The sequence below is a fragment of the Paenibacillus sp. NAIST15-1 genome (assembly GCF_001894745.1).
Lineage (GTDB): Bacteria > Bacillota > Bacilli > Paenibacillales > Paenibacillaceae > Paenibacillus_B > Paenibacillus_B suaedae.
This window is the reverse complement of sequence record NZ_BBYF01000020.1, coordinates 82,184-105,859: the sequence shown is the minus strand read 5'-3', so window position 1 is coordinate 105,859 and position 23,676 is coordinate 82,184. Positions and strand designations below refer to the sequence as shown.

Here is a 23,676-nt window from a genome sequence, read left to right as displayed (position 1 = left end):
AGCACGTGAGTCAAGGGGCAATAACAGCGGAGCACGTGAGCCAAGGAGCGATAGGCTCGGAGCATGTGAGCCACGGGGCAATAACAGCGGAGCATGTGAGCCATGGGGCAATAAGCGCGGAGCACGTGAGCCAAGGAGCGATAAGCTCAGAGCATGTGAGCCAAGGAGCGATAAGCGCGGAGCATGTGAGCCAAGGAGCGATAAGCGCGGAGCACGTGAGCCATGGGGCAATAAGCTCGGAGCATGTAAGCCACAGGGCAATAAGCGCGGAGCATGTGAGCCAAGGAGCGATAGGCTCGGAGCATGTGAGCCACGGGGCAATAAGCTCGGAGCACGTAAGCCACAGAGCAATAAGCTCGGAGCACGTGAGCCAAGGAGCGATAGGCTCGGAGCATGTGAGCCACGGGGCAATAACAGCGGAGCATGTGAGCCATGGGGCAATAAGCGCGGAACACGTGAGCCAAGGAGCGATAACTGCGGAGCATGTGAGCCACGGGGCAATAAGCGCGGAGCACGTGAGCCAAGGAGCGATCACTGCGGAGCATGTGAGTCAAGGGGCAATAACAGCGGAGCACGTGAGCCACGGGGCAATAACAGCGGAGCACGTGAGCCAAGGAGCAATAAGTTCTGAGCATGTTAGCTTTGGGGCAATAACGCCAGAACATTGTACGTTCTCGTCTATTCGTACTACATCGACGAGAACCTCTGCACTGCAGCAATTCGGGATGTCGTCTTTCGCTTTCCGTGAACTAGACGAGAAGATTGAGTTAACGATACAGTTCGAAGAATCCTATCCGCATGAAAACTATGTTTTCGTCGCAATGACCAATCATCCCTCTTGTTATGCAGTTCTGAAGTCGCAGTTCACGGATCATGTCGTCATTGAAATTATCCGTACACGCATTGGTCCGCAGCCGGAAGGATTCGTATCATGGATCGTGATCGGATAGAAAAGGATCACTTCGCAAATGCCGATTCGTGATTATGAGTAACCGTCAGCGTCAACATGGCTGCTGGCGGTTATTCACCCACGTATTTCAGCCGTTTATCCCCGCTAATCCCTCGTGTATGTACAGATGCCGTTACAACTTATCAGGTAGGCACATACAATGTGGTGGTTACACAGGCATAACTGTCCTAGGGGGTGAAGCGAATTGCGGAGAGTGAAACTGCGTCGGCGGCGGTTCCGTTCTACAAAAAAGCGTAAACGGAGAATGCGCAGATGGAGTCCCAAGTTAAAAATACCTGCCCATTCTTATCCGGTCTTATCTGTGATCATTCCTGTCTTAAATGAACGCCGCACGCTGTCAAAAGTCATTGAACAGGCTGCCCGAGTCCATCCAAGGACAGAAGTTATCGTGGTATCGAACGGCAGTACAGACGGATCAGATCGGATTGCTGAGTCAATGGGAGCCCGGGTGCTCCGATATGATCAGCCATTAGGGCATGACATAGGGCGAACCGTTGGGGCACAGGCAGCTCGGGGGAATATTTTATTATTCTTGGATGGCGATATGGTGATCGCATCCTCGAAGCTCAGACCTTATATACGGAAGGTTGAAGAAGGCAAAGACATTGTACTTAATGACTATTCAGGACCTGTGAATCGCCATGAAGTGCATCAGGTCGTCTTGGCCAAGCATGCGCTTAACGCGCTGCTATCACGTCCTGACTTGAAGGGGGCATCAATGACAGCGGTGCCCCACGTCATTAGCCGTCGGGGATTGGAAGTTATCGGAGCGGATGCGTTGTCCGTACCGCCGCTCGCACAGGCCATGGCCATCAACAAAGGGCTCGTTGTCACGACCGCTCCTTCCATCGATGTAGGGAAATTGAACCGAATTCGCACCAAAGGGCACATAGCGGATCCATTAGAACAGCTCATCAATGACGATCATATGCGGGCAGTTTGCTGGCTGCTCGAACAGGCTGGAGATCGTGGTGGACATACTGACTTGACTAGACAACGATGGCGGGTGAATTAAGTGAAACTAAGGAGAAAGCGACAACGGCGCATCAAGATACGGCGTAGAACCCGGCAAGTATTCAGCGTGGCCAGTCGGCGGCGACGCAAAAAAATCCGCCAGCGGAAATCCCAACGGAGGACGAGGAGGAAGCCTCGCCCAATTGCTCCGAAGGTTAGCATCACGGCTGTTCCCCGCGTCCCACGGGAAATGTGCATGGAGGCCTCAAGGGCTGGACAGGTGCAAGGCATCGAATACGCTATGCAACAAGAAGTGTCGACAGAAGTCCCGCGCCCAATCGTCAAGAATGAGATGCAGAGGCGGTTTGCATTGTTTATGGAGCCTTATCGCCCCATCCTGCGGCACTTTGAGTGGATAAGGGCTATGGCTGAATCGTTCCGAGACGGGTTCGTACAGAGTCGTTTCCCTCAGGCTGCAGATGCGGTGCTTGTGCCGACAACGAAGCGTGTAGACGTCGTGCTCAGCGCATGCAATGAGGAGAGAAGCATTGGAGCTGTTCTGCAGCAATTGCAGCAATTGTCGCTAAATGCTCTCTTTGTCATCATCAATGGTTCCAAAGACGGTACGCTGCAGGTCGCCAAAGAGCAGGCCCAGGAGGCAACCATTGTTCATTATACCGATCCGCTAGGGCACGATATAGGCCGCTCAATAGGGGCAAAGCTGTCGGACGCTGATATTGTATTGTTTATGGATGGGGACTTTCCAGTACCTGCTGATAATTTGGCCCCGTTCATATGGGCAATTGAGACGGGGGTCGATGTTGCACTGAATAATATTACTCCATTACTTCATCATTTCGGACAGCAGGATGGAATTACGCACTGCAAGCAATGGCTCAATCGCTGCTTGGGGAGAGAAGATCTGTATGCGAACTCAATGACAGCAGTTCCGCATGCCCTTAGCCGCCATGCCATCGAGACGGTGGGTGAAGAGGCGCTCTGTGTTCCACCCAAGGCGCAGGCACTTGCTATCGTACGGGGGCTCCATGTTCAGGCCGTACAGGTCGTGGACGTCATTCATAATAACCGAATTAGACAAACGAATGTCGGAGCAAGCAATCCGGTTGCCACATTAATTCTTGGCGATCACATGGAAGCCTTCCAGGCGCTGATGATGGAGAGGGATACAGTTCAAACAGACAACGTGGAGCGAGAGCGCATTGCAAGGGGAAGAAATGTTGGTTGAAGAAATCATATCCGTCTCCACACACCAGTATGATCATTTCAACATATAATGCGCGCAAGTAACGGATAAATGTGCGAGATCAAGTATCGAACGCATATGTTCATGTAGGGAGGATGTACGTCATGAAGGGCATCATATTGGCTGGGGGGACTGGAACCCGTCTCTATCCACTGACCAAGCTAATGAATAAGCACTTAATACCTGTGGGCAAACATCCTATGGTTAGCTATGGGATAGAACGATTGCGCTCAGCGGGCATAACCGACATTTTCATGGTGATTGGTAAAATGTCTGCTTCGTTGTATACCGAGTATTACGGCAGCGGCCAGTCTATGGGGGTGCGCATAACGTATGCAATTCAGGATGAAGCAGGGGGCATCGCGCAGGCGCTGTCGTTGGCAGAGCCCTATTTGACGCGGGATGAGAAGTTTGTTGTGTTGCTGGGCGACAACTTATTTTTGGACAATTTAACCCCTTATGTAGAAGCGTTTCATCAACAAGATGCTGGAGAGGCCCGTATTCTGCTCAAAAAAGTCAAGGATCCGCATCGATACGGCGTCCCTAAATTCGATAGAGAGCATCAAGATCGAATAGCATGCATTGTAGAAAAGCCAAAAAGCCCCCCATCATCCTATTGTGTCACAGGCATATACATGTACGATACTCAGGTGTTCGAACATATTCGCGCAATTGAGCCATCCGCGCGAGGGGAACTGGAAATTACCGACGTGAACAACTGCTATGCGCAAGCTGGCAAGCTGCAATACAATACGCTTCAGCAATGGTGGATCGATGCGGGGACATTTGATTCCTTATCAGAGGCTTCGCAACAATTGTGGGAGGTGCGGTTGTGACGCATTTGCTCGTAACCGGCGGCATGGGATTTATCGGGAGCAACTTTATTTCATATATGCTCTCTCAATATGAGGGATTGCGCATTACGAATTTGGATGCACTCACTTACGCTGGCAACCCAGATAATGTGGGGGATGTTGTAACATCCGGTCGTTATCGTTTTATTAAAGCGGACATTACAGAACAGGCGCGTCTCGAACAGATCTTTGCGGAGACGGCGTATGATGCGGTAGTCCATTTCGCGGCCGAGTCCCATGTTGATCGCAGCATTTCTGATCCAGAGGCATTTGTCCGTACGAATGTATTCGGAACATTTCAGTTGCTTGAGGCTGCGAAGCGTCACCAGATCTCGAAGTTCATTCATGTATCTACGGATGAAGTATATGGATCGCTAGGCAAGACAGGTTATTTCACAGAAGAGTCTCCATTGGCGCCGAACAGCCCCTATTCTGCATCGAAAGCGGGATCTGACTTGCTTGTGCGAGCTTATGCACATACGTATGGAATGCCTGTTGTAATTACTCGATGCTCCAATAATTATGGGCCAAGACAGTTCCCGGAGAAGCTTATTCCGACGATTATCCTGCGTGCATTGCATGATGAACCGATTCCTGTATATGGTGACGGGATGTACGTGCGGGATTGGCTGTATGTTACAGACCATTGTGCGGCAATTGATGCGGCATTGAGAGCGGGTAAGGCAGGGGAAGCCTATAACATTGGCGGGCATAATGAGCGTACGAATATTGACATCGTGAAGATGATTCTTCAAGTGCTGGATAAACCGGAATCACTCATCTCCTTTACCTCAGATCGTCCTGGACACGACAAGCGTTATGCCATTGACCCAGCAAAAAGTGAGCGTGAGTTGGGCTGGCGCCCAGCCGTCAATCTGGAGCAAGGGATGCAGGAAACGATCGATTGGTATGTATCCAACCGAACTTGGTGGGAGAGGGTTCGCACCGGCGCTTATTTAGGCGCACGCTGATTCAGGCTTCAGGCATAATAGGCTTTATAGGCAGATAACTGCATGATGACAAGGGAAGGTGAAGGCATGAGTACGACTGTGGGCCGCAAGAGGCCGCTGCTTATTCTAACTACAGCTTCTATTCGTACTCCACGCAAAAGAAAGCGTCGTCCGCTTGGCAAGCGATTGCGAACAAAGAATGGTCGAGCGGGCAGTCTGAGACGCAAAGGGGCGCGAAGAGGGTTACGGAAAAAGGGGGTTCTGAGATCGAGGCTATCGAAGCTATCGAAGCAGTCGAGGCTGCCGAAGCTAGGAAAAAACGACCCTGTTATTCATCAATTCATTCCAACCATCCCCAATCTGGAGGATGAGAAGCGGCTTAGCTTTGAAGATGGATACCGTCATGGAAGGTATGAGGGAGGCGAGTTGATTCTGGCGAATTTATTGCCTGAGAATACGTATCTCCCTGATATATCCGTAGAAGACGTCATCACTGCAGGCTTCGAACAGTTCCGGCATCAGTTGCAGTCGTTCATAGAACCGGAGGCAGTATGCGCAGAGCTTCATAAGGCGCTGGAAGAGCGAAGACCGATGTCCCTTGTCCGACTTGGTGATGGAGAGATGTTCGCCTTGGCACATGATAAGGTCGTTTCGACTGAACTCGTGCGGAGACATGGCGATTTCCTGGCCTATGCAGGACTTGAAATTCCTGATCATAATTGCCGGGAACAATTGGCTGAAGCTGTGCGCAAAGCGTCATTTGTCGGTGTACCTACCTTCCGTTCTCCGAATTTCCATGGCCTCCTCTTGCCGGTGCTTCGTGCACATGGCATACACATGGGTGATATGAGGCTGACCGTGTCGACAGTGAATTACGCTATTGCATTGCAGGGACACCTGTATGGCTTGCTTAGAAGGCGCCGCGTATTGACTGTGGGCAATGCCGCCGTGGGATTAGCATCCATGTTGAGGAAGCGAGGAATTACAGTTACCGGTACAATTGCTCCTGTTCGGGGGACAACGGATATCCCACGCATTCTAGATGAGGTGTCCCGATATGAATTTGATATCGCCTTGGTAGCGGCAGGAATTCCAGCGGTCATCCTGGCACAGCAAATAGCAGAGCGATACAACAAAGTGGCCATTGATTTCGGCCATTTAGCGAACAAGATCGCGGATGGAGTCATTGCAATATGAAGTTGAGATTGGATTCGGTAGTGTGAACTTGCATTAAGGGGAAGGGGAGGTGTGACACGTTTATGACTCGACATCGTCGGCCGGTACTGCAGAAGACGCGGAGGGCAGGAGCTCGAACATCAAACAGCACACACCAGCTATCAGGGAAGGGCAAGGGTGACCGAAGGCAAGACCGATTCGATCATGGTTATTCGTTAGGTTATGTCAGAGGCTTTCAGGCAGGTCAAGAACGGTATGGCACCCCATTCGACGGAACGAGCATCATTTTACCTGTTTATAATCAACGGAATCAGCTGGAGCAGTGCTTGGACAGTATTTTCTCGAATACGGACAGACCGATCGAAGTGATCGTTGTTGATGATGCCTCAACCGATGATACGCTGGCCTATCTGCAAAGGCTTAGCGGACAGATTAGATATCACAGCCATGAGACCAATCGAGGTCTGGCAAGTGCAATCAATACTGGATTGATGATGTCCAAAGGCAGCACGATATGCATATTGAACAGTGATACGCTCGTAACGCCGAATTGGTTGTCCGGTATGCTGAATTGCTTACACAGCAACATAGAATTTGGTATGGTTGGATCAGTGTCGAACCGTGTTGACGGCGAACAGCAGATACCTGTGCCTTACGAACATATCAAAGATATGTATGACTTTGCTGCTGAATATAATATCCCAGATGCAAGTCGGTGGCATAGCACAGATCGTTTGTTCCATGTGTGCCGCCTTATGCGCCGCAGCACATTTGAAGCGAATGGATACTTTGATGAGCGATTTGAGAATAGCGGATTTGCAGATGAAGATTATCATTTGCGCATGCGGCTGCTAGGGCTCAAGCTTATCGTATCGAGGGACGTATTTATCCATCGCTCGTTCCAAGCAAGCCTGCAGGAGCAGGACGGTCACACTCAATCTAGTAAGGATAAGCATGCGGCTTTCTTTCAAGAGAAGTGGGGCAATGCTTATGATTGGCTTCAGCGTATTCGTACGCAGCATGGGATGCTTGCGGGCCGGCAATGTCAGGCATTTTATCCGTCTCAGGTGGCAGTTACTGGACTAAACGATGCAAATTATTGGATTGAAAATGGGGCAAAACGTCCTGTTCAAGGGGAGTTGCGTATCCCGATTGTAAGGGTAAGTCAGCTTGAATTGCGAGGCTGGCCAACAGGAGTACCAATTGAGGCTACTGCGGTTGCGCAGAAATGGAGTAAACAGCATGCAACAGAGGGAAAGATTCCTGACGGTGCTGTATTTAAAACGGAACTAGGAAAGTATTATCGTCGTGAGGGTGAAGCATGCAGAGAGCTTGTTAGTGATCATGCGCTGAACCGCTGGGGATTCGCTGATAAGGTAGCAATCCGTACGGAACAAGAGAGAAGCAACCTTACGGAACAGTTGCCAATTATGGCGCACCCGGTCATTCATTCCTATCACATTTGAGGAATTGAAGAGTGGAAGTTAGGCCTTGTGCTTGGGAGGGGAGAATATTGCAACATTTCATCACGGACATGATTGGTCAAATGTCATATACACAGCGGCATATGGCGCGCGTGCTTGACGCAGAGCGGCAAGTAGCGGTTCGCATGGCGCAAATCGTGCATGCACTGCCGGATGTTGACCCTCAATTCGGGGGGGAGAACGATTATAAGGAATACTCCCAGGCATTAACGAAAAGTATCGTTGCTTATCTGAACGGAATTGCCGAGCTAGAGGAAGCGATGGCGGAACAGCTGCAGCATGTGTTGAAGGAGATTTCGGATGATGCAGAGGAATAATGCGCATGCAAGGGGGGATCTGCATGAATAGAGAACAGTCCTATCACGTCATTCTGGAGGCTATGGCCAAGATGCAGGGCAATGTAGCGAAGATCCTAGAAGCTAAAGCAGTAGAGGCCGAGAAAATGCGCAACTGGACGTTGAATCATATGACAGAGCACTCGTTCACGAATCATCGGGAACAGATTGTCGAACCTCTTGACGTGCATGCGCAAGTGGTTGAAGTAATCGAGAGTTTGACGAAGCTGCAAGTCAGTCTGTCCCACAATATGAAGGTACTGCTCCGGCGTGAAGAATCCGAGGGTTACGGGGATAGCCTCGGAGGGGGCATGTTGAATGGAGAGTTCGGAATAGGAGACAAAATGTAATGGCTGCAGCGCACGAGGAGCAGCAGGTGCAGATTGAAATGATCAAGGCTATTGTGCAGAGCCAATCCGCATTGGCACGTATGTTGAATCAAATGGCTGACCTCACAGCACATTCAGAAGCTGCAACGAAATTGCTCAAGGACAATATTCGTCTGTTGTCCATGTATCAGCTTGCACTATGCGGCATGGTCACAGGTTTTCAGACCCGTATTCGCAAGACAGGCACAGCTGCGCCTCCATGGCTGCATCCGGATTGTCAATTCGAGGAGATGAGAGTGGAGGAGGGAGAAGTTGCAAGTGAATAAGCTGAAGCGAGCACGGAGATCCCGGCGGCAAATAGGACAGCAGAAGTTGGTTAGCGGCACTGCATCAACGGGAAGCGTAAGGAAAGCGGGCAAGCAGGTTCCGCAACGGAAATCGCAACGCCGTCTTCAGGTTGTGAAGCAGCCCGATCGTCGGCGTACAACGAAGCAATTTGCCTCAACACATTCGACTCATCATCGCATTCAGCATCCTGCATATCAAGATGGATATCGGGTGGGGTATGCGAAAGGATATGAAGATGCACATCAACTGTCCTATGCCAATCAAGCATAACGAAGTGAACAGTCTGACGCTTGCATGGGCAAGAGGAGGGCTGTTTTTTAATAGCTATCGAGTGATAGGATTCGGGCAAGAAGGAACTTGAACAAGTATCACGTTTGGGTAAACGGGGTAGAACGATGCGCAGTTGTATGCCTGCGCATCGTCAGAAACTTGATTTTCGTTTACAGCTCTCTATAAATTGGTTTCAAGGGGAGAGACATAGCTTCCTGCTTGAATGTGGCTCCAGTTGTATGACGTCAAGCGTGGTTCCGCCTACCAGAGGTAGATCGAGCCACATGCGCATAACGCTTACTCCCCATGCACGAGGAATGATCGTATCCCACATGATTCCACGCTGCTGCACTTCCCATTGGGAGATCGCCTTGTGAGCTCGTAGACGAGTGCTGCCGCTATAGTTGTGTTCCGCACTGTCGAGTAGCTGTTCACGCGGTTGAAGTCGAATATAAACAAGGTCGGAAGCAAGATGAACGTCCATCTCTTCTGGTTGAACGATTCTGTCTCCATGCTGCTCGCTCCATTTTCCCCAGTGTTCAGATAGCTTGTGACTTAGTAATTGTGCAAGTTCTAGGTCTTGCATATCGTGCCTCCTCTCGATGAGATGCAATATCTGCCGTGCAGATCGAAATCGATTGCAAGCAGCGTCTCAGTTGTTGTGCGTATCCTACCTTTTGGAATAGAGATTGTAAATAGAATCCAATCCAGGAAATCCAAACAAATGGTCAAACAAAGCGTTTACATACAGGTATTTATTTAAATTTCTTTGTTTTTCTCATGAAATCATCGCCGCATAAGCAAAGTTGAGAAATTGCGAGGTAATGATGCTGTAATGAGAGATAAGATGGGATTAGTTGATCACAATTGCCCGGAAATGGAGAAATTATGGTTTTCATTTCATTTACAGCAGGAGGGGGAAAGGCGTAAGATTCAGTTCAGCAACAACAACGTTATCCGTTGCGTCTCAATCGCTGAATTCCGCAGGAAGCGGAAGCGGGGGAACCAATCAAGTGAATGGAGCTGAGTGGACAGTCAGCAGCCACCGTTCGCATGGGGTGAATCCGGCACAGGATTACTGTCCTGGCTGGTAGGGCGACTCTTCGCGCCCGAATCCGTCAGCTAACCTCGTAAGCGTACGGGAGAGGCGCGCCTGATCATATGGCGACGCACCTCTTTCTTGCAAGTAGGGCTTCGGACAGATGAACAGGAGGAACTGGATATGTACGATGCGGACCGGGTCATTACAGTGTTCGCAGGCTGTGAGACGGGGATTGAATTCATACGTCAGTTGAAAGGAGCAGGATATTCGGTGGCGGGAATTGCCCATAATGGGCGATTGGCAAAGCGATTAGAAGGTATTGGCGTTCATTCCATATGCCGGATCAATACGACGGAGCCGAAGGCGTGGGCCGTCCCTCATGTCCCGATTGGCCGAATCTATGTGTTTGAACAGAGCTTTGCGCTTTCCTGCCGGCTGCTTCAAATATGCCGGCAATGGACGACGGATCCGATCACAATCGTGACGAAACGTCATCATCCGCAGTCGATCTACCGATTGCTTGGTGCAAATTACGTCATTTATACGCAATCGGATCAAGTTTCATTTTTACTATCAGATATCATCTAATTTATCCATATAGGCAATGCTCACCGCTGAATCCCATTCATGGGAACGGGGGAACCAATGTTAGTGCGCCAGCTGTACATCTACAGTTCGCGCAAGGGGTGAATCCGGCACAGGAATCTGTTCCTGGCTGGTAGGGCGACTCTTCGCGCCCGAATCCGTCAGCTAACCTCGTAAGCGTCCAAGGAGGCAGCCTTTATTTCGTCGTGGAACATTACGCGCACGTTTTTTTGACGATGCGCGAAATAGGCCACACGGAAAGGGTCCCTCTTTCCGTGTGGCTTTTTGTGTTGCCTGCGCGTTCCTACTGAGCAGGAAGTCTTGGTAGGAGCGGGATCGCGGCAGCATTGCCTGGAGAGATGAGAACCTTATTCAGGAGGAGGAAGGGACTATGTTTGATGCAGTCATGATGATTCTTCTCGCACTGCTTGGACTAAGCGTATTGGGTATTCTCCATTGGTGCAAGACAGAAGTGGAGGAACGGGGTGATCGCTCATGATGATCGTGTTATTCACCTTAATTACGGCACTGTTCATTTATTTGCTATATGCCTTAGTCAAGCCGGAACGATTTTAGTTTGGGCAGAGTGATTATTGATATTTGTACATTAGAGAAGGGTGGAACGGAACAATGAGTGCAATCGAATGGATCGCCATTGGAATTACCTTATTGCTTGCCTTGGCGATAGCGCGTCCGATCGGAATATATATGGCAGGGGTGTTTGATAATAGCGGAGCTCCAAGACCGCTGGATCTTGTATTTGGTCCGATAGATCGTTTTTTATTTAAGTGTTTCGGCATTAAGGATCAATCGCAAAGCTGGAAGGCATACGCCTTTACGGCAGTTGCCACGAACGTGCTGATGATTGTGGTGACGTATGCAATATTCCGCCTTCAAGGGGTATTGCCGCTCAATCCGAATGGCATTCCTGGCATGGAACCGGGAGTAGCATTCAATACGGCGATCAGCTTCATGGCGAATACGAACTTGCAGCACTATAGCGGTGAAAGTGGACTGTCTCCGCTGTCACAAATGACGGGCATTATTTTCTTGATGTTTACGTCACCTGCTACTGCGCTAGCGGCAGTAATGGCCATTGTACGAGGGTTGACTGGCAAACCGCTCGGCAACTTCTTGGCAGACCTTGTGCGTTCGATTACGCGCATTTTCCTGCCAATTGCGATCGTTGCCAGTGTACTGTTCATCTGGAATGGGGTTCCGCAATCCTTAAGTCCAATGGAAAGTGCAGTAACTGTTGAAGGAGCAGAGCAGCACATTCCGCTTGGGCCCGTAGGCTCGATGATGTCGATTAAGGAGCTTGGCAACAATGGCGGTGGCCATTATGGAGCGAACTCCGCACATCCATACGAGAATCCGAACGGTGTGACGAATTTAATTCATATTTTACTCATGTTGATGCTGTGCACGGGGCTGCCGTTTGCCTACAGCCGCATGGTCGGCAACAAGAAGGAAGGGCGAGTGCTGTTCGTCTCCATGGCAATCTTGTTCCTCATTATGCTCGGATCATCGCTTACGGCCGAACATATGGGCAATCCTGTGCTGAACACAGCAGGATTAAGTGGAACAGGCAGCATGGAAGGGAAGGAAGTGCGCATTGGCGTTGTGCAATCGTCACTGTATTCGGTCGTTACGACTGCATCGGAGACGGGCGGAGTCAATAATATGCATGACACGCTGACACCACTCGGTGGCTTGATCCCGATGGCGAATATGATGCTGAATACCGTATTCGGCGGCGTCGGTGCTGGATTTATGAACGTGCTGCTGTACGTCATGATCGCCGTATTCCTATCCGGTCTCATGGTCGGACGGACACCTGAATTTTTGGGCCGCAAGCTGGAAAGTAAGGAGATGAAACTGCTGGCGGTTACCTTGCTGGTGCATCCGATATTGATTCTAGTACCGACTGCAATTGCAGTTGCTACACAGGCGGACACACTGTCCAATCCAGGATTCCACGGATTGTCGCAAGCATTATATGAGTTTACATCATCTGCGGCGAACAATGGATCCGGGTTTGAAGGGTTGGGAGATGCAACGCCGTTTTGGAACATTTCCACAGGTATTGTCATGTTCTTAGGGCGCTACGTATCGCTCGTTACGCTCCTTGCCGTAGCAGGATCGATGGCGAAGAAGCAGCCAATTCCGAACACAAGTGGTACGTTCCAGACGAATACGGCGCTGTTCGGTATCGTATTTGTCGGCACAGTACTTATTGTGGGTGCTCTGACGTTCTTCCCGGTAGTCGTGCTCGGTCCGGTCGCAGAACATCTGACGTTGTGGAAATAAGGGGGAACGGAAAATGAAGACGGAAAAACAGATGAAAACACCTGCGCCATTTGAACCGGCGCGCACGCATACACATCAAGACAAGGAACGGAGCATGTTCCAAGGCAGCTTAATGCGGGCAGCATCGATCGATGCGTTGCGGAAGTTCGATCCGCGCCAGATGGTTAAAAACCCGATGATGTTTATTTGCGAGGTTGGCTTCGTTATTACACTGCTGCTTACGTTCGTGCCGGATGCCTTTGGTTCGCCAATGCCACGTTGGTTCAACGGCGCGGTCAGCTTCATCTTATTCATTACGGTTTGGTTCGCGAACTTTGCTGAGGCTCTCGCTGAAGGTCGCGGCAAGGCACAGGCGGATTCGTTGAAGCAGGCGAAGCGGGATTTGTGGGCGAACAAGATAACCGAAGGTGGAACGGTTCGCGTATCCTCATCCGAGCTCCGTAAGGGTGATGTCGTAGTCGTTCGTGAAGGGGAGACGATTCCTGGCGATGGCGAGGTCATCTCCGGATTGGCCTCTGTGGATGAATCAGCGATTACTGGGGAGTCTGCGCCAGTATTGAAAGAAGCAGGCGGGGATTTCTGCTCGGTAACTGCTGGAACGAAGGTAATTAGTGATGAGATTCGTATTCGGATTACAAGCGATCCGGGAGAATCGTTCTTAGATCGAATGATTTCATTAGTTGAAGGCGCGCAGCGCAAGAAGACTCCGAATGAGCTTGCTCTTCATACTGTACTTGTCAGCTTGACGCTTATCTTCTTGGTTGTCGTTGTGACCTTGCCTGTATTCAGTCATTATTTGCAGGTCGAATTGAATGCGGCGGTGCTAATTGCCCTGCTGGTCTGCTTGATTCCTACTACGATTGGGGGGTTGCTGTCCGCGATCGGTATTGCAGGTATGGACCGCGTAACTCGGTTCAATGTCATTGCAACGTCAGGTAAGGCGGTTGAAGCCTGCGGGGATATTCATACAATTATTCTAGATAAGACGGGAACCATTACGTTCGGGAATCGCTTGGCTCATGAACTCATTCCGGTGCAAGGAACGAATGTAAACACATTGTCTCAGTGGGCAGCTGTTGCCTCTCATCATGATGAGACACCTGAAGGTCGCTCTGTCGTGGATTGGGTATCCAAGGCAGGAATTAAGTATGAAGCAGAACTTGCTATACAAGGGGAATTCATCCCGTTCAAAGCGGAAACACGCATGAGCGGTGTTGACCTGAAGGATGGGCGCAGCGTGCGCAAAGGGGCTGTTGATGCGGTGAAACGCTGGGTTATCGCCCAGGGAGGTACCGTTCCGCAGGATTTGGATGCCAATTCAGATGCGATTGCTTCTGCTGGCGGAACGCCGCTGGCTGTGGCCGTCGGACGCGATATTTATGGGCTGATCTACTTGAAGGATACGGTGAAGCCAGGCATGCGGGAACGGTTCGAACAGCTTCGCCGCATGGGCATTCGCACCGTCATGTGTACAGGGGATAATCCACTGACGGCAGCAACCATTGCTCGGGAAGCGGGGGTAGATGACTTCATCGCAGAGAGCAAGCCAGAAGATAAGCTGGCTCTGATTCGCAAGGAGCAGGCGGCAGGGAAGCTGGTAGCAATGACTGGAGACGGTACGAATGATGCTCCGGCACTGGCACAGGCGGATGTCGGCATCGCGATGAACAGCGGTACGGCAGCAGCGAAGGAAGCGGCAAATATGGTCGATCTCGATTCTGATCCGACGAAGGTCATTGAGGTGGTATCGATCGGCAAGCAGCTTCTCATGACGCGTGGCGCATTGACGACATTCAGTATTGCGAACGATGTGGCGAAATACTTTGCTATCATTCCAGCAATGTTCATGATTGCCATTCCGCAGATGTCAGCCCTGAATATTATGGGCTTGCATTCGCCCGTATCAGCCATTTTGTCGGCGCTTATTTTTAACGCCATCATCATTCCGTTATTAATTCCGCTGGCGGTCAAAGGCGTGGCGTATAAGCCGATGTCTTCGGCTAAGCTGCTTCAGCGCAACCTGTTCGTATACGGCTTGGGCGGATTAGTAGCTCCGTTCGTCGGCATTAAGCTGATCGATCTAATTGTGGGCATTTTAGTGTAACCTTGCAACAATTGTAACTGCAAATAGCCGAATAACAACCTTAACTGTAATAGCTGAGTAGCTGTCCCAAATTGTAATTAGCGGCAATAACTGGAATAACGCTAATGGTTGGTATGTAGATAGAGAAGATTGTTGAAATAATCATATCGGGTTCAAGCAAGGAAGAAGAGAGGATGAACGAACATGACAGAGCGTATGAATATTGGTGGAGCGATGGTGCGGACGACAATCGGCTTGCTGCTGCTGTGCGGCCTTGCTTATCCATTTGCAATGACGGGGCTTGCACAGGCGGTAATGCCGAATCAAGCGAACGGCAGCATGGTATACAATGAGAAGGGGCAGTTGCTGGGCTCGAAGTTGATCGGACAGACATTTACAGAACCGCAATATTTCCATGGGCGAATATCTAGCATCGGGAACGATGCTGCTGGCTCTGGTTCGCCGAACTACGCTCCTTCGAATCCAGCGCTTAAAGAGAGAGTTGACAAGTCAGTTGAGGAATGGGGCAAGGAGAATCCAGATGCGGATGTGAAGCGGATTCCACAGGATTTGCTGACCAACTCTGCCTCGGGACTGGATCCGCACATTACACCGGAGGCGGCACGTGTACAGCTGCCTCGTGTAGCGAAGGCTAGCGGAATCTCGAAGGAACGACTTGAACAGTTGATTACGAAATATACAGAAGGAAGAGACTTGGGAGTATTCGGTCAACAGCGCATCAATGTATTGTTGCTGAACCTGGAAGTACAGCACGAAATGAAAGGTTAGGTGTCGGCTGTGAATGAAGGGGATGAGTACCGTAGGCAATCGCCGGAAATGATATTGCGAATGCTTGAGCAGATGAAGCGGGGAAGGCTGCGGATTCTTATGGCTGTTGCCAGTGGGGCGGGCAAGACGACACAGCTGCTGCTGGAAGGGGTGAATTGTACCAAGCAAGGGCTGGATGTGGTGTACGGCACAGTGCTGCCGACGCAGGAAATATGGAATGAGGCTGGGCTGCACGTTGGCATTGATTCTTCCCCCATTCAAGCCATTCCGATGATCGCATGGCAGAGGGATGGACAGGATCGTTACGACATCGATGTGGAGGCCATTACAGTTCGGATGCCGGATGTGGTGCTTATTGATGGACTTGCTCATCGTAATCGACCGGAAGCCTTACGTTCAACGAGGCTGGAAGATGTAAGAGAATTGTTGAAACGGGGCATGAACGTAATTGCGACGATGAATGCTTATGAAGAGGAAAGTGTTCAAGCTGCGGCAAAGAAAATGGCAGGCGTCGTCAGCGAATGGACGATACCAAGTGAGGCATTGAAGGAGGCAGACGAAGTCCGCCTCCTTGATGTGTCTGCAGAGTCTTTAATGGAGCGTAGAATGCAGGGGCAGTTCAGTCGAGCTAAGCATTCGCGGAAGCATCGAGCGGAAGAGCGAAGCCGTATAAGTATATTGCGCGAGCTCGCGCTCCGCACGATGGCGGAGCATGTCAACGGCTCACTTGAGCAGCATCGGAATGAGATGGGCCTTACAGGCCCTTCGGGAGCTTCCGAACGGATTCTTGTTCTTGCACAATACGGCTGGAATGGATCGATTCATATTCGAAGAGGGCAGCAAATTGCGAAGCGGCTTAACGGTGAACTGTATATTGTGACCTTTGTTCAGCCAGATATGGAATTGACGACGGAGCAGGCTGCATTCCGCCGCTCGCTGAAGAAGATGGCGATGAAGACGGAAGCGGTATGGGAGGAGATTGCTTCCCGATCGCGCCGCGATATGGCATCTGCACTGGCTGAATATGCGAAGATGCATGGGATAACCCGCTTCGTACTCGGCCATTCTCGTCAGACGCGGTGGCAGGAGCTGTTGAAAGGTTCGCTGATTGGAGCTCTGCTGAAACGTATCGAGATGACGGACTTGTTCCTCATTGCCGATCACTCGATTGCAGAGGGGGAGCGGATACTGCCTGCCCGCCTATCCGGCGCAGCTGAGGCTGAGACGCCATTTAAGCGGGTGACGGAACAGCGGGTTCAAGAGAAGGCAGCCGGACTGAAGCGAGGGAAGCTGAAAGTGATTATTGGTGCGGCACCTGGGGTGGGAAAAACCTATCATATGCTTCAGGAAGGCAACCGCTTGCGGGAGCAGGGCGTTGACGTCGTCATTGGCTTGCTGGAAACGCACGGGAGAGCAGAGACAGCCGGTCAAGTAGGAGGGCTTCCGGTTATTCCTCGCAAGCGCATTGCGTATAATGGCAAGATGCTGGAGGAGATGGATACGGAGGAGCTGCTCCGCATTCATGCAGAGGTTGTGCTTGTCGATGAACTGGCGCATACGAATGTGCCGGGAAGTATTCGAGCCAAGCGATATGAAGATGTCTTATGTTTGCTTGAGGCGGGGATATCCGTCGTAACGACGGTCAATGTCCAGCATATTGAAAGCTTGAATGATGCAGTTGAGCATGTAACAGGAGTACGCGTGCGTGAGACGGTTCCGGATGTCGTGCTTCGGCAGGCGCGGGAGATTCAATTGATTGATGTAACGCCGCAGACGATCCAGGAACGAATGCGTGCTGGGTTGATCTACAAGGCGGATAAGGTAGATCAAGCCTTATCGAATTTCTTCCGTACGCCGAATCTGATTGGCCTGCGGGAGCTTGCACTGCGCGAGGTTGCTGACGATGTGGATGAGCGATTGGAGTCATGGGAACGAAGAGCACTGTTCCGTGGACCGTGGCGGAGGCAGGAAGTGATATTCGTATGTATCGACTCTGACGTGCGGCCCGAGAGATTGGTGCGCCATGGCTTCCGCATTGCCCATCGCTTGAAGGCGCCTATGCATGTGGTACATCTGCCTATTGCTCCATGGAGAAGAAGAGGAAAGACGGCAGATATAGAGAAGGAGATGGCCGCTGTGCAGGCATTGACCGAACGGCTTGGCGGTACGTACCAAGAATATGAGGCAGTTGCACGCAGAAGATGGGCCAGTACGGCTGTGTATGTAGCAGATCAACTGCGGGCAAGCCAAATCATCGTAGGGATGCCGAGTCGTGTACGCCGCTTGGGCAGGTTAGGAGCTATGAAGGCGTTGGTGCGTCATGCGAGGCATATGGATGTGCTAGTTCTCTCTGAATGGGAGGACTTGCGAGTGCGATAACCTATTATTTATCCCTCTATTTAACTATTTTTATATCAATGCCATGAATCATAGCCTTGCCGGGCTATGATTTTTTTTGTTCACAAATTAGACACGGGTTTTTAAGTTACCTTTCAGCCTCTTTTCAGCTTGATTTAGAGTTGAATCGTTATCATGAGTATAGCGATTCATACAGACTTACTTAGTTAACATGGGTGAGGTATGTCTTGGATGAAGTCTGGACAAGGGGGATACAGATGTTAGAAGTGAAGGACGTTAGTAAGCTGTACAACGAGCGTCGTGGTGTTCAGCATATCGACTTCTCTATGGCGCGCGGCGAAGTTGTGGGCTTTCTAGGCCCTAACGGTGCGGGGAAGACGACGACGATGCGGATGATTACGGGATATTTGCATCCGACAAGCGGGAGCATCTCCATTGATGGCATTTCCATGGCAGACCATGGGGGTACGGCCAGAAGCAAGATTGGTTATTTGCCGGAAAGCCCGCCGCTGTACCCAGATATGACGGTGAAGTCGTATTTGCGTTTTGTGGCGGATATAAGAGGTGTATCGGTACGAGAACGCAGCGTGCGAATTAGTGAAATGGTAGACAGATTGGGCTTGCAAGGCAGAGAAAATCAGGCGATTCGGGGGCTATCCAAGGGCTACAAGCAGCGGCTAGGACTTGCGCAAGCCATCATTCACAAGCCGGATCTGCTTGTTCTGGACGAGCCTACATCAGGGCTAGACCCGAATCAGATCGTGGAAATACGCCAGCTCATTCGAGAGCTCGGGGAGCAGCATACGGTATTGCTCAGTACACATATTCTCCCGGAAGTGAACACACTATGCAACCGGGTCATTATTATTCATCAAGGGCAAATTGTGCTTGACGAGCTGCCTGAACAACTGGGAACTGCACTTGGTCAAGAATCGAAGCTGCATCTCATTGTGAAGGGAACAGCTGCAGAGGTGGTTGAAGCGATAACGGTTATTCCCGAGATCGCCCACATCGAATCTGAAAGCAATGATCAAGAGGTTCATCTTCAGATTACTGCGAAGGAGCAGGCGGATATAAGGGAAGCTCTTTTTTTCACTTTGGCTAATGCAGGGTATCCCCTACTAGAGATGAAGCGGGAATCGACAAGTCTGGAGGATGTATTTACGAGATTGACGACAGAGGAGGAGTCTGGTGATGCGCAGATTTAGCGCGATATTTCGCAAAGAAATGCTCGCATATTTCACATCGCCGACATCTTATGCGGCTTTCTCGGTGTATGTGTTGATTTCAGGGATTATGTTTTATTTGAATTTTGTATTGTTCCAACCTAGTATCGTTGATTTCCGGCTTGTAACGGGCAATACCACATTTATGTATATTTTTATCATTCCCTTGTTGACGATGCGGCTGTTCGCAGATGAATTCCGCCACGGTACCGATGAGCTGCTGCTTACTTCGCCTGCCCGTCTGAGCGAGATTGTTCTTGGCAAATATGCTGCAGCATGTGTCTTGATGGTTGTGCTTGTCGGGTTTAGCTTGGTGTATCCATTCGTCATGTCGTTCTTCGGAACATTGGATATGCGTGTGCTGCTGACTTCTGTACTCGGATTGCTGCTGCTTACGATTGCAATGGCTTCTATTGGCTTATTTGCATCTGCACTGTCTGAGCATCAGATGGTAACCGCCATCGCTGCATTCGTGATCCTGCTCATGTTCTGGCTGCTGGATGCCATTCCTTCTTCTGCCGTCGGTGATTGGATTGCTCCATTTTCGATGAACAATCGATTGCAGTCCTTTATGAAAGGGGTACTGAATGGGCCGGACGTACTCTTTTTCCTAACACTCGCGATTGTATTTGTCGTGCTGAGTATCCAAGTACTTGAAAGAAAACGGTGGAGGTAACGAATGATGAACAAGTGGCTGCGAAGAACGAATGCGGCAGTACGATCAGTCGCTGTCCTCGGAATTTTTGTGTTGTTGACCTATTTTCTACAATCGATGACGGGGTGGCAGTGGGACTTCACGAAGAATAAGTCTTTCACGCTATCGGAACAAACGATTGCCGCTCTGACTTCGGTCGAAGATAAGGTCAATGTGAAGCTGTTCTATACGTCGCAGGATGATCCTGTGCTAATTAGGGAAGTTGCTGACATGGCAGAACAGTATGCACTGCGAAATAAACATATTAAGGTCGAACAAATTGATTTAATGAAGGAACCCTCCCTAGCACAGCAATATGGCTTAGCGGGGAGCTCCCTTGTGTTCGAGCGCGGAACGAAGCGCAAGACTGTTGGACTGTATGAGATGTTCAGTGGTGGAGAGGACTATGGGGCTTATCGTTTTAGTGGCGAGGAAAAAATGACCCAAGCACTTAGAAGCCTAACATCTGAGCGCAAAGCAACAGCTTACGTATTGTCTGGCCATGAAGAGCTGCCGTTGTCGCAAGTAACTGCCCTCCGCTCCAGCTTGGAAGAGGACAATATCCAAGTCAAAGAGCTGAATTTATATCGAGAAGGTGCAGTCCCACAGGATGCGGACATGGTCATGATGCTAGGCGCAAACAAAGATATTACGGATAAGGAAGCGAAGCTTCTGCAACAGTATGTGGATGACAAGGGGAAGTTGTACATTGCGCTTGGCTTCAATCCAGACATGTCGAAATCTTGGAAGAACATTGACAGCTTGCTCAAGCATCTTGGTGTGACGAACAAGCATGCAGTCGCAGTCGAGCAGAAGAAGAGCACATTGTATGATCCATTTACGATTGTGCCTGAATACGGAGAGCATGAACTAACATCCAAGCTGTCGCAGTATAATTTGCTTACTTTGCTGACGTTGGGGCTGCCTTTAGAAGCTTCGTCTACCGATAAGCTGTCAGTGGAGCCGATCTTGAAGACTTCTACAACTTCTTATGGGGAGACAGATATTCCAAGGCTAATGCAAGAGGGAAGCGAACGCGACGATAAGGATCTTGCTGGATCATTAACGCTGGGCGTAGCCGTAACGACAACAGACGGGAAGCCAAAGGCAGTTATTATTGGTGGATCGAGTTATATCGAAGATCAGAATCTATATACGCAGGGTAATCGGGACTTCGCGCTGAATAGCATGAACTGGCTCCAGGGGAATCAAGAACAAGTGACGATCAGGCCACGGGAGAATGAAGCCTATCAAATTGCATACCTGACTCCTGGACAGGGCAAGGCAATTCTATGGACGACTGTTATCGGCTTCCCGGTGCTATTGCTTGGTATAGGGGCAGCATTATGGTGGAGAAGGAGACGGGCGTCGTGAATAATATGAGACAGATGAGAAGGCTCATCCCAACCTTTCTATTATTGATTGTATTCATAGCCGGTTATGTGTACGCCTCTACACACGATTTCTTCCGCACCAAACAGGAGAATACGGAGGCCGTGCCGCTCATAACGATGCAAGCGCAGGATATTGATTCTATTATGATAGCGGGGGAAGGTTCCCGAGTATCGCTTCATAAGAAGGGCGAACAGTGGGAGATGTTAGAGCCGCGTCCGTATCCGCTCAATTCGTATCCGATTAATGACTGGATCTCTATAGTGACAAAGGCGAAGGCAGATTCGATCGTTGAGGGAGAGTCAGCGAACCTTGGGAAATATGGCTTGGATAAGCCAACGTGGGTATTCCAGGCAACTGGTGCTAACGGGATAAGACATAATCTTAAGATCGGCAATGAAACCCCGATTTCAGGCACTTACTATGCAATGGTAGATGACAATAACAAGGTATATCAAGTCCCTGCTACTGAATGGTCGGGATTGAAGCGGAGCGCGTATGATTTTGTGTTGAAGGAACCGATAACATTCCCAATTGAACGGGTGGAACAATTTAGTTGGAGCTATGCGGGGAACACATATAACCTAAGTTCAAATGATGATCCAGGATCCGTTCCAACGAATGTGAATGAAAGGGATTCTTCTGCAGGGAATTCAGACTCAGGCAATCAAACAGAGATGAATTGGCGGCTTCAGGACAAGTCTATTACGGAAGATAAAGCTAATGTGCTCATCAATCAATTCCGAGATTGGTCGACAACCGAACTGCCGAAGCAGAAGAAGGAATTATTGGCAGGCTCATCTCACGAGCCAGGTTGGAAGCTGGAACTCTCATTGAAGCCAGATGCCATCAATGCTACGGAGAAGAGGATATTTGAAGGATATGTGATCGGAGAGAAAGTATGGATAATCCCTCAAGACGGGCAATGGGCGTATGCTGTCCCGAAGGCGAAGCTTGATGAAGCAATCAAAGAATGGGAAATTAAGGGGAATAGTGCATCTGCAACAGGTAAATAGAGTTTGTACGTAGGAATGCATGTGGGTCTGTCCCAAGAAATGTGAGCCAGTCCTGCTAGATGAACAAAGACGCTTCCGGAACCACTGTATTGGTGGGGATGGAAGCGTCTTTTTATGCATGCTCATTCAAAATTAGGGGCACCCTCTGGTTCCATTGTGTAGGAGTTATAAGAGATTTAGGTGAATCATAGAGATGCCCAATCCGAGCCTTATGCTTGTAAATCCGGCCAGCGCAGCAGCAAGATCGATTGCGAGAATCCGCCGCCGAATCCATACAGTAAAGTGAGTGCTCCCGGTTTCAGACGGCCGTCTGCTAATCCTCCCGCTATCGCCAGCGGAATACTGGCTGCAGATGTATTACCATAATATTGGACACTAGTAAGCGTGCGCTCAAGCGGAATCCCACTTCGTTCACATATGGACTCTATCATCCGTAGATTAGCGCTGTGCGGCACAAAGATGTCAATTTGCTCTGTCGTGTAGCCAGTGTCTTGAAGCAATTGCTGAATGCCTACCGGAACTTGGCGGAGCGCCCACTTAAGGACCTCGCGCCCATTTTGAACTAACGTGCTGTCAGGTTTCATCTCCACATCGCCAATCCGATCGGCGACAGCCTTGCGATGCAAGATCCCGCCCAAATCTCCTGTCGTTAATGATCCAGAAGCAAGGAAACAAGATTGCTGCTCAGCAGTCCCAGCTTCTAGAAGAATCGCTCCAGCCCCATCTCCGAATAAGATGCAAGTGCTGCGATCCGTGTAATCAACCGTGCGGGTCAGCACTTCGGTTCCAATTACTAATACTTTGCGATGCATACCAGCATCAATGAGTCCTATCGCCAATTGCATGGCACTAACAAATCCTGCACATGCATTCGATATATCAAGCGCCATTGCTTGAGGGATGCCAAGTCTTCCTTGAATGATGCCAGCCGTGCTTGGGAAGAAGGCATCTGGTGTTGATGTTGCTACAAGTACTGCATCAACCGTTTGCAGATCAACATGATACGTGTCTGCCAGATTCTTAGCAGCTTCGAACGCAAGATCGCTGGCATATGTTCCTTCATCTACAATCCGTCGTTCAATCATGCCCGTTCGTTGAACAATCCATTCATGGTTCGTATCAACCATGTGCGACAGATCCTCATTTGTTAAGCGGCGCTCAGGCACATAGGTGCCGAATGCTGTAATTTGCGCTTTGGTGTGCAGTTTCACCGTTTGCATGCTTATCCTCCTTCTTTATGTTCGGAC

23 protein-coding genes and 2 riboswitches are annotated in these 23,676 nt (G+C 50.0%); of the genes, 21 read left to right on the top strand and 2 right to left on the bottom strand.

Annotation, left to right across the window (positions count from 1 at the left end; translation table 11 throughout):
- From PBN151_RS26790 to PBN151_RS26740, 11 genes are all read left to right on the top strand, one after another.
- A partial coding sequence (locus PBN151_RS26790) for a WIAG-tail domain (protein WP_139295433.1) occupies positions 1-950 on the top strand: 950 nt, incomplete at its 5' end.
- Positions 951-1,154: 204 nt separating this feature from the next.
- The gene (locus PBN151_RS26785) at positions 1,155-1,985 is read left to right on the top strand and encodes a glycosyltransferase family 2 protein (RefSeq protein ID WP_227775122.1); all 831 of its coding nucleotides are present in this window, start codon (positions 1,155-1,157) and stop codon (positions 1,983-1,985) included.
- Positions 1,986-2,204: 219 nt separating this feature from the next.
- The gene (locus PBN151_RS26780; protein WP_227775119.1) at positions 2,205-3,170 is read left to right on the top strand and encodes a glycosyltransferase family 2 protein; all 966 of its coding nucleotides are present in this window, start codon (positions 2,205-2,207) and stop codon (positions 3,168-3,170) included.
- 122 nt (positions 3,171-3,292) lie between these two features.
- A complete protein-coding gene (locus tag PBN151_RS26775; protein WP_072731633.1) occupies positions 3,293-4,024 on the top strand; it encodes a sugar phosphate nucleotidyltransferase in 732 nt (243 codons plus the stop codon).
- Positions 4,021-5,013 (top strand): dTDP-glucose 4,6-dehydratase, encoded by a 993-nt coding sequence (rfbB, locus tag PBN151_RS26770; protein WP_072731632.1) that lies wholly within the window; start codon positions 4,021-4,023, stop codon positions 5,011-5,013. The genes PBN151_RS26775 and rfbB overlap by 4 nt, the downstream gene beginning before the upstream one ends.
- Before the next feature lie 66 nt (positions 5,014-5,079).
- Positions 5,080-6,189, top strand: coding sequence for a GT-D fold domain-containing protein (locus tag PBN151_RS26765; RefSeq protein WP_227775117.1), 1,110 nt, complete (start codon positions 5,080-5,082; stop codon positions 6,187-6,189).
- A gap of 62 nt (positions 6,190-6,251) precedes the next feature.
- Positions 6,252-7,634: a glycosyltransferase family 2 protein gene (locus PBN151_RS26760; RefSeq protein ID WP_072731630.1), complete on the top strand. Its 1,383-nt coding sequence runs from the start codon at positions 6,252-6,254 to the stop codon at positions 7,632-7,634.
- A 47-nt stretch (positions 7,635-7,681) separates the two neighbouring features.
- Complete coding sequence (locus PBN151_RS26755) at positions 7,682-7,969, top strand: nucleoside-diphosphate sugar epimerase (protein ID WP_072731629.1); 288 nt, start codon at positions 7,682-7,684, stop codon at positions 7,967-7,969.
- Between the two features lie 23 nt (positions 7,970-7,992).
- Complete coding sequence (locus tag PBN151_RS26750) at positions 7,993-8,337, top strand: alpha-helical endospore appendage domain-containing protein (protein ID WP_021252375.1); 345 nt, start codon at positions 7,993-7,995, stop codon at positions 8,335-8,337.
- The gene (locus PBN151_RS26745; RefSeq protein WP_021259107.1) at positions 8,337-8,642 is read left to right on the top strand and encodes a hypothetical protein; all 306 of its coding nucleotides are present in this window, start codon (positions 8,337-8,339) and stop codon (positions 8,640-8,642) included. Before PBN151_RS26750 ends, PBN151_RS26745 begins: the two co-directional genes overlap by 1 nt.
- Positions 8,635-8,934 (top strand): hypothetical protein, encoded by a 300-nt coding sequence (locus tag PBN151_RS26740; protein ID WP_139295431.1) that lies wholly within the window; start codon positions 8,635-8,637, stop codon positions 8,932-8,934. The genes PBN151_RS26745 and PBN151_RS26740 overlap by 8 nt, the downstream gene beginning before the upstream one ends.
- Before the next feature lie 193 nt (positions 8,935-9,127).
- On the opposite strand, the gene PBN151_RS26735 is transcribed toward PBN151_RS26740, so the two are convergent.
- Positions 9,128-9,520, bottom strand: coding sequence for a hypothetical protein (locus PBN151_RS26735; protein WP_072731626.1), 393 nt, complete (start codon positions 9,518-9,520; stop codon positions 9,128-9,130).
- A gap of 376 nt (positions 9,521-9,896) precedes the next feature.
- Positions 9,897-10,086: riboswitch (cyclic di-AMP (ydaO/yuaA leader) on the top strand.
- Between the two features lie 70 nt (positions 10,087-10,156).
- On the opposite strand from PBN151_RS26735, the gene PBN151_RS26730 reads away from it, so the two are divergent.
- The 10 genes from PBN151_RS26730 to PBN151_RS26685 all read left to right on the top strand — a co-directional run bounded on the left by PBN151_RS26730 (position 10,157) and on the right by PBN151_RS26685 (position 22,429).
- On the top strand, positions 10,157-10,564 hold the full coding sequence (locus tag PBN151_RS26730) for a hypothetical protein (protein WP_028533775.1): 408 nt from the start codon (positions 10,157-10,159) through the stop codon (positions 10,562-10,564).
- Between the two features lie 14 nt (positions 10,565-10,578).
- Positions 10,579-10,756: riboswitch (cyclic di-AMP (ydaO/yuaA leader) on the top strand.
- A 300-nt stretch (positions 10,757-11,056) separates the two neighbouring features.
- Positions 11,057-11,137 (top strand): K(+)-transporting ATPase subunit F, encoded by an 81-nt coding sequence (kdpF, locus tag PBN151_RS32600; RefSeq protein ID WP_065291998.1) that lies wholly within the window; start codon positions 11,057-11,059, stop codon positions 11,135-11,137.
- Positions 11,138-11,191: 54 nt separating this feature from the next.
- Complete coding sequence (kdpA, locus tag PBN151_RS26720; RefSeq protein WP_370510459.1) at positions 11,192-12,871, top strand: potassium-transporting ATPase subunit KdpA; 1,680 nt, start codon at positions 11,192-11,194, stop codon at positions 12,869-12,871.
- A 94-nt stretch (positions 12,872-12,965) separates the two neighbouring features.
- Positions 12,966-14,975 (top strand): potassium-transporting ATPase subunit KdpB, encoded by a 2,010-nt coding sequence (kdpB, locus tag PBN151_RS26715; RefSeq protein WP_227775126.1) that lies wholly within the window; start codon positions 12,966-12,968, stop codon positions 14,973-14,975.
- 183 nt (positions 14,976-15,158) lie between these two features.
- Positions 15,159-15,743 (top strand): potassium-transporting ATPase subunit KdpC, encoded by a 585-nt coding sequence (gene kdpC, locus PBN151_RS26710; RefSeq protein WP_072731624.1) that lies wholly within the window; start codon positions 15,159-15,161, stop codon positions 15,741-15,743.
- Complete coding sequence (locus PBN151_RS26705; RefSeq protein ID WP_483311014.1) at positions 15,744-18,122, top strand: histidine kinase; 2,379 nt, start codon at positions 15,744-15,746, stop codon at positions 18,120-18,122. It begins immediately after the preceding gene.
- A 236-nt stretch (positions 18,123-18,358) separates the two neighbouring features.
- The gene (locus PBN151_RS26700) at positions 18,359-19,309 is read left to right on the top strand and encodes an ABC transporter ATP-binding protein (protein WP_072731622.1); all 951 of its coding nucleotides are present in this window, start codon (positions 18,359-18,361) and stop codon (positions 19,307-19,309) included.
- The gene (locus PBN151_RS26695) at positions 19,296-20,003 is read left to right on the top strand and encodes an ABC transporter permease subunit (RefSeq protein ID WP_021252365.1); all 708 of its coding nucleotides are present in this window, start codon (positions 19,296-19,298) and stop codon (positions 20,001-20,003) included. The genes PBN151_RS26700 and PBN151_RS26695 overlap by 14 nt, the downstream gene beginning before the upstream one ends.
- 3 nt (positions 20,004-20,006) lie before the next feature.
- On the top strand, positions 20,007-21,395 hold the full coding sequence (locus PBN151_RS26690) for a GldG family protein (RefSeq protein WP_227775115.1): 1,389 nt from the start codon (positions 20,007-20,009) through the stop codon (positions 21,393-21,395).
- Between the two features lie 5 nt (positions 21,396-21,400).
- Positions 21,401-22,429, top strand: coding sequence for a DUF4340 domain-containing protein (locus PBN151_RS26685; RefSeq protein ID WP_227775124.1), 1,029 nt, complete (start codon positions 21,401-21,403; stop codon positions 22,427-22,429).
- Positions 22,430-22,638: 209 nt separating this feature from the next.
- Here the strand turns inward: PBN151_RS26685 and PBN151_RS26680 are convergent, their stop codons facing one another.
- The gene (locus PBN151_RS26680) at positions 22,639-23,649 is read right to left on the bottom strand and encodes a ketoacyl-ACP synthase III (protein ID WP_072731618.1); all 1,011 of its coding nucleotides are present in this window, start codon (positions 23,647-23,649) and stop codon (positions 22,639-22,641) included.
- Positions 23,650-23,676: the final 27 nt, after the last annotated feature.

Coding starts and splice junctions, on each gene's coding strand:
- PBN151_RS26700 (WP_072731622.1), top strand. CDS start 18,359: ATGTTAGAAGTGAAGGACGTTAGTAAGCTGTACAACGAGCGTCGTGGT.
- PBN151_RS26690 (WP_227775115.1), top strand. CDS start 20,007: ATGATGAACAAGTGGCTGCGAAGAACGAATGCGGCAGTACGATCAGTC.
- kdpA (WP_370510459.1), top strand. CDS start 11,192: ATGAGTGCAATCGAATGGATCGCCATTGGAATTACCTTATTGCTTGCC.
- kdpF (WP_065291998.1), top strand. CDS start 11,057: ATGATGATCGTGTTATTCACCTTAATTACGGCACTGTTCATTTATTTG.
- PBN151_RS26680 (WP_072731618.1), bottom strand. CDS start 23,649: ATGCAAACGGTGAAACTGCACACCAAAGCGCAAATTACAGCATTCGGC.
- PBN151_RS26775 (WP_072731633.1), top strand. CDS start 3,293: ATGAAGGGCATCATATTGGCTGGGGGGACTGGAACCCGTCTCTATCCA.
- kdpB (WP_227775126.1), top strand. CDS start 12,966: ATGTTCCAAGGCAGCTTAATGCGGGCAGCATCGATCGATGCGTTGCGG.
- PBN151_RS26760 (WP_072731630.1), top strand. CDS start 6,252: ATGACTCGACATCGTCGGCCGGTACTGCAGAAGACGCGGAGGGCAGGA.
- PBN151_RS26685 (WP_227775124.1), top strand. CDS start 21,401: ATGAGACAGATGAGAAGGCTCATCCCAACCTTTCTATTATTGATTGTA.
- PBN151_RS26765 (WP_227775117.1), top strand. CDS start 5,080: ATGAGTACGACTGTGGGCCGCAAGAGGCCGCTGCTTATTCTAACTACA.
- PBN151_RS26695 (WP_021252365.1), top strand. CDS start 19,296: ATGCGCAGATTTAGCGCGATATTTCGCAAAGAAATGCTCGCATATTTC.
- PBN151_RS26735 (WP_072731626.1), bottom strand. CDS start 9,520: ATGCAAGACCTAGAACTTGCACAATTACTAAGTCACAAGCTATCTGAA.
- PBN151_RS26745 (WP_021259107.1), top strand. CDS start 8,337: ATGGCTGCAGCGCACGAGGAGCAGCAGGTGCAGATTGAAATGATCAAG.
- PBN151_RS26750 (WP_021252375.1), top strand. CDS start 7,993: ATGAATAGAGAACAGTCCTATCACGTCATTCTGGAGGCTATGGCCAAG.
- PBN151_RS26730 (WP_028533775.1), top strand. CDS start 10,157: ATGTACGATGCGGACCGGGTCATTACAGTGTTCGCAGGCTGTGAGACG.
- kdpC (WP_072731624.1), top strand. CDS start 15,159: ATGACAGAGCGTATGAATATTGGTGGAGCGATGGTGCGGACGACAATC.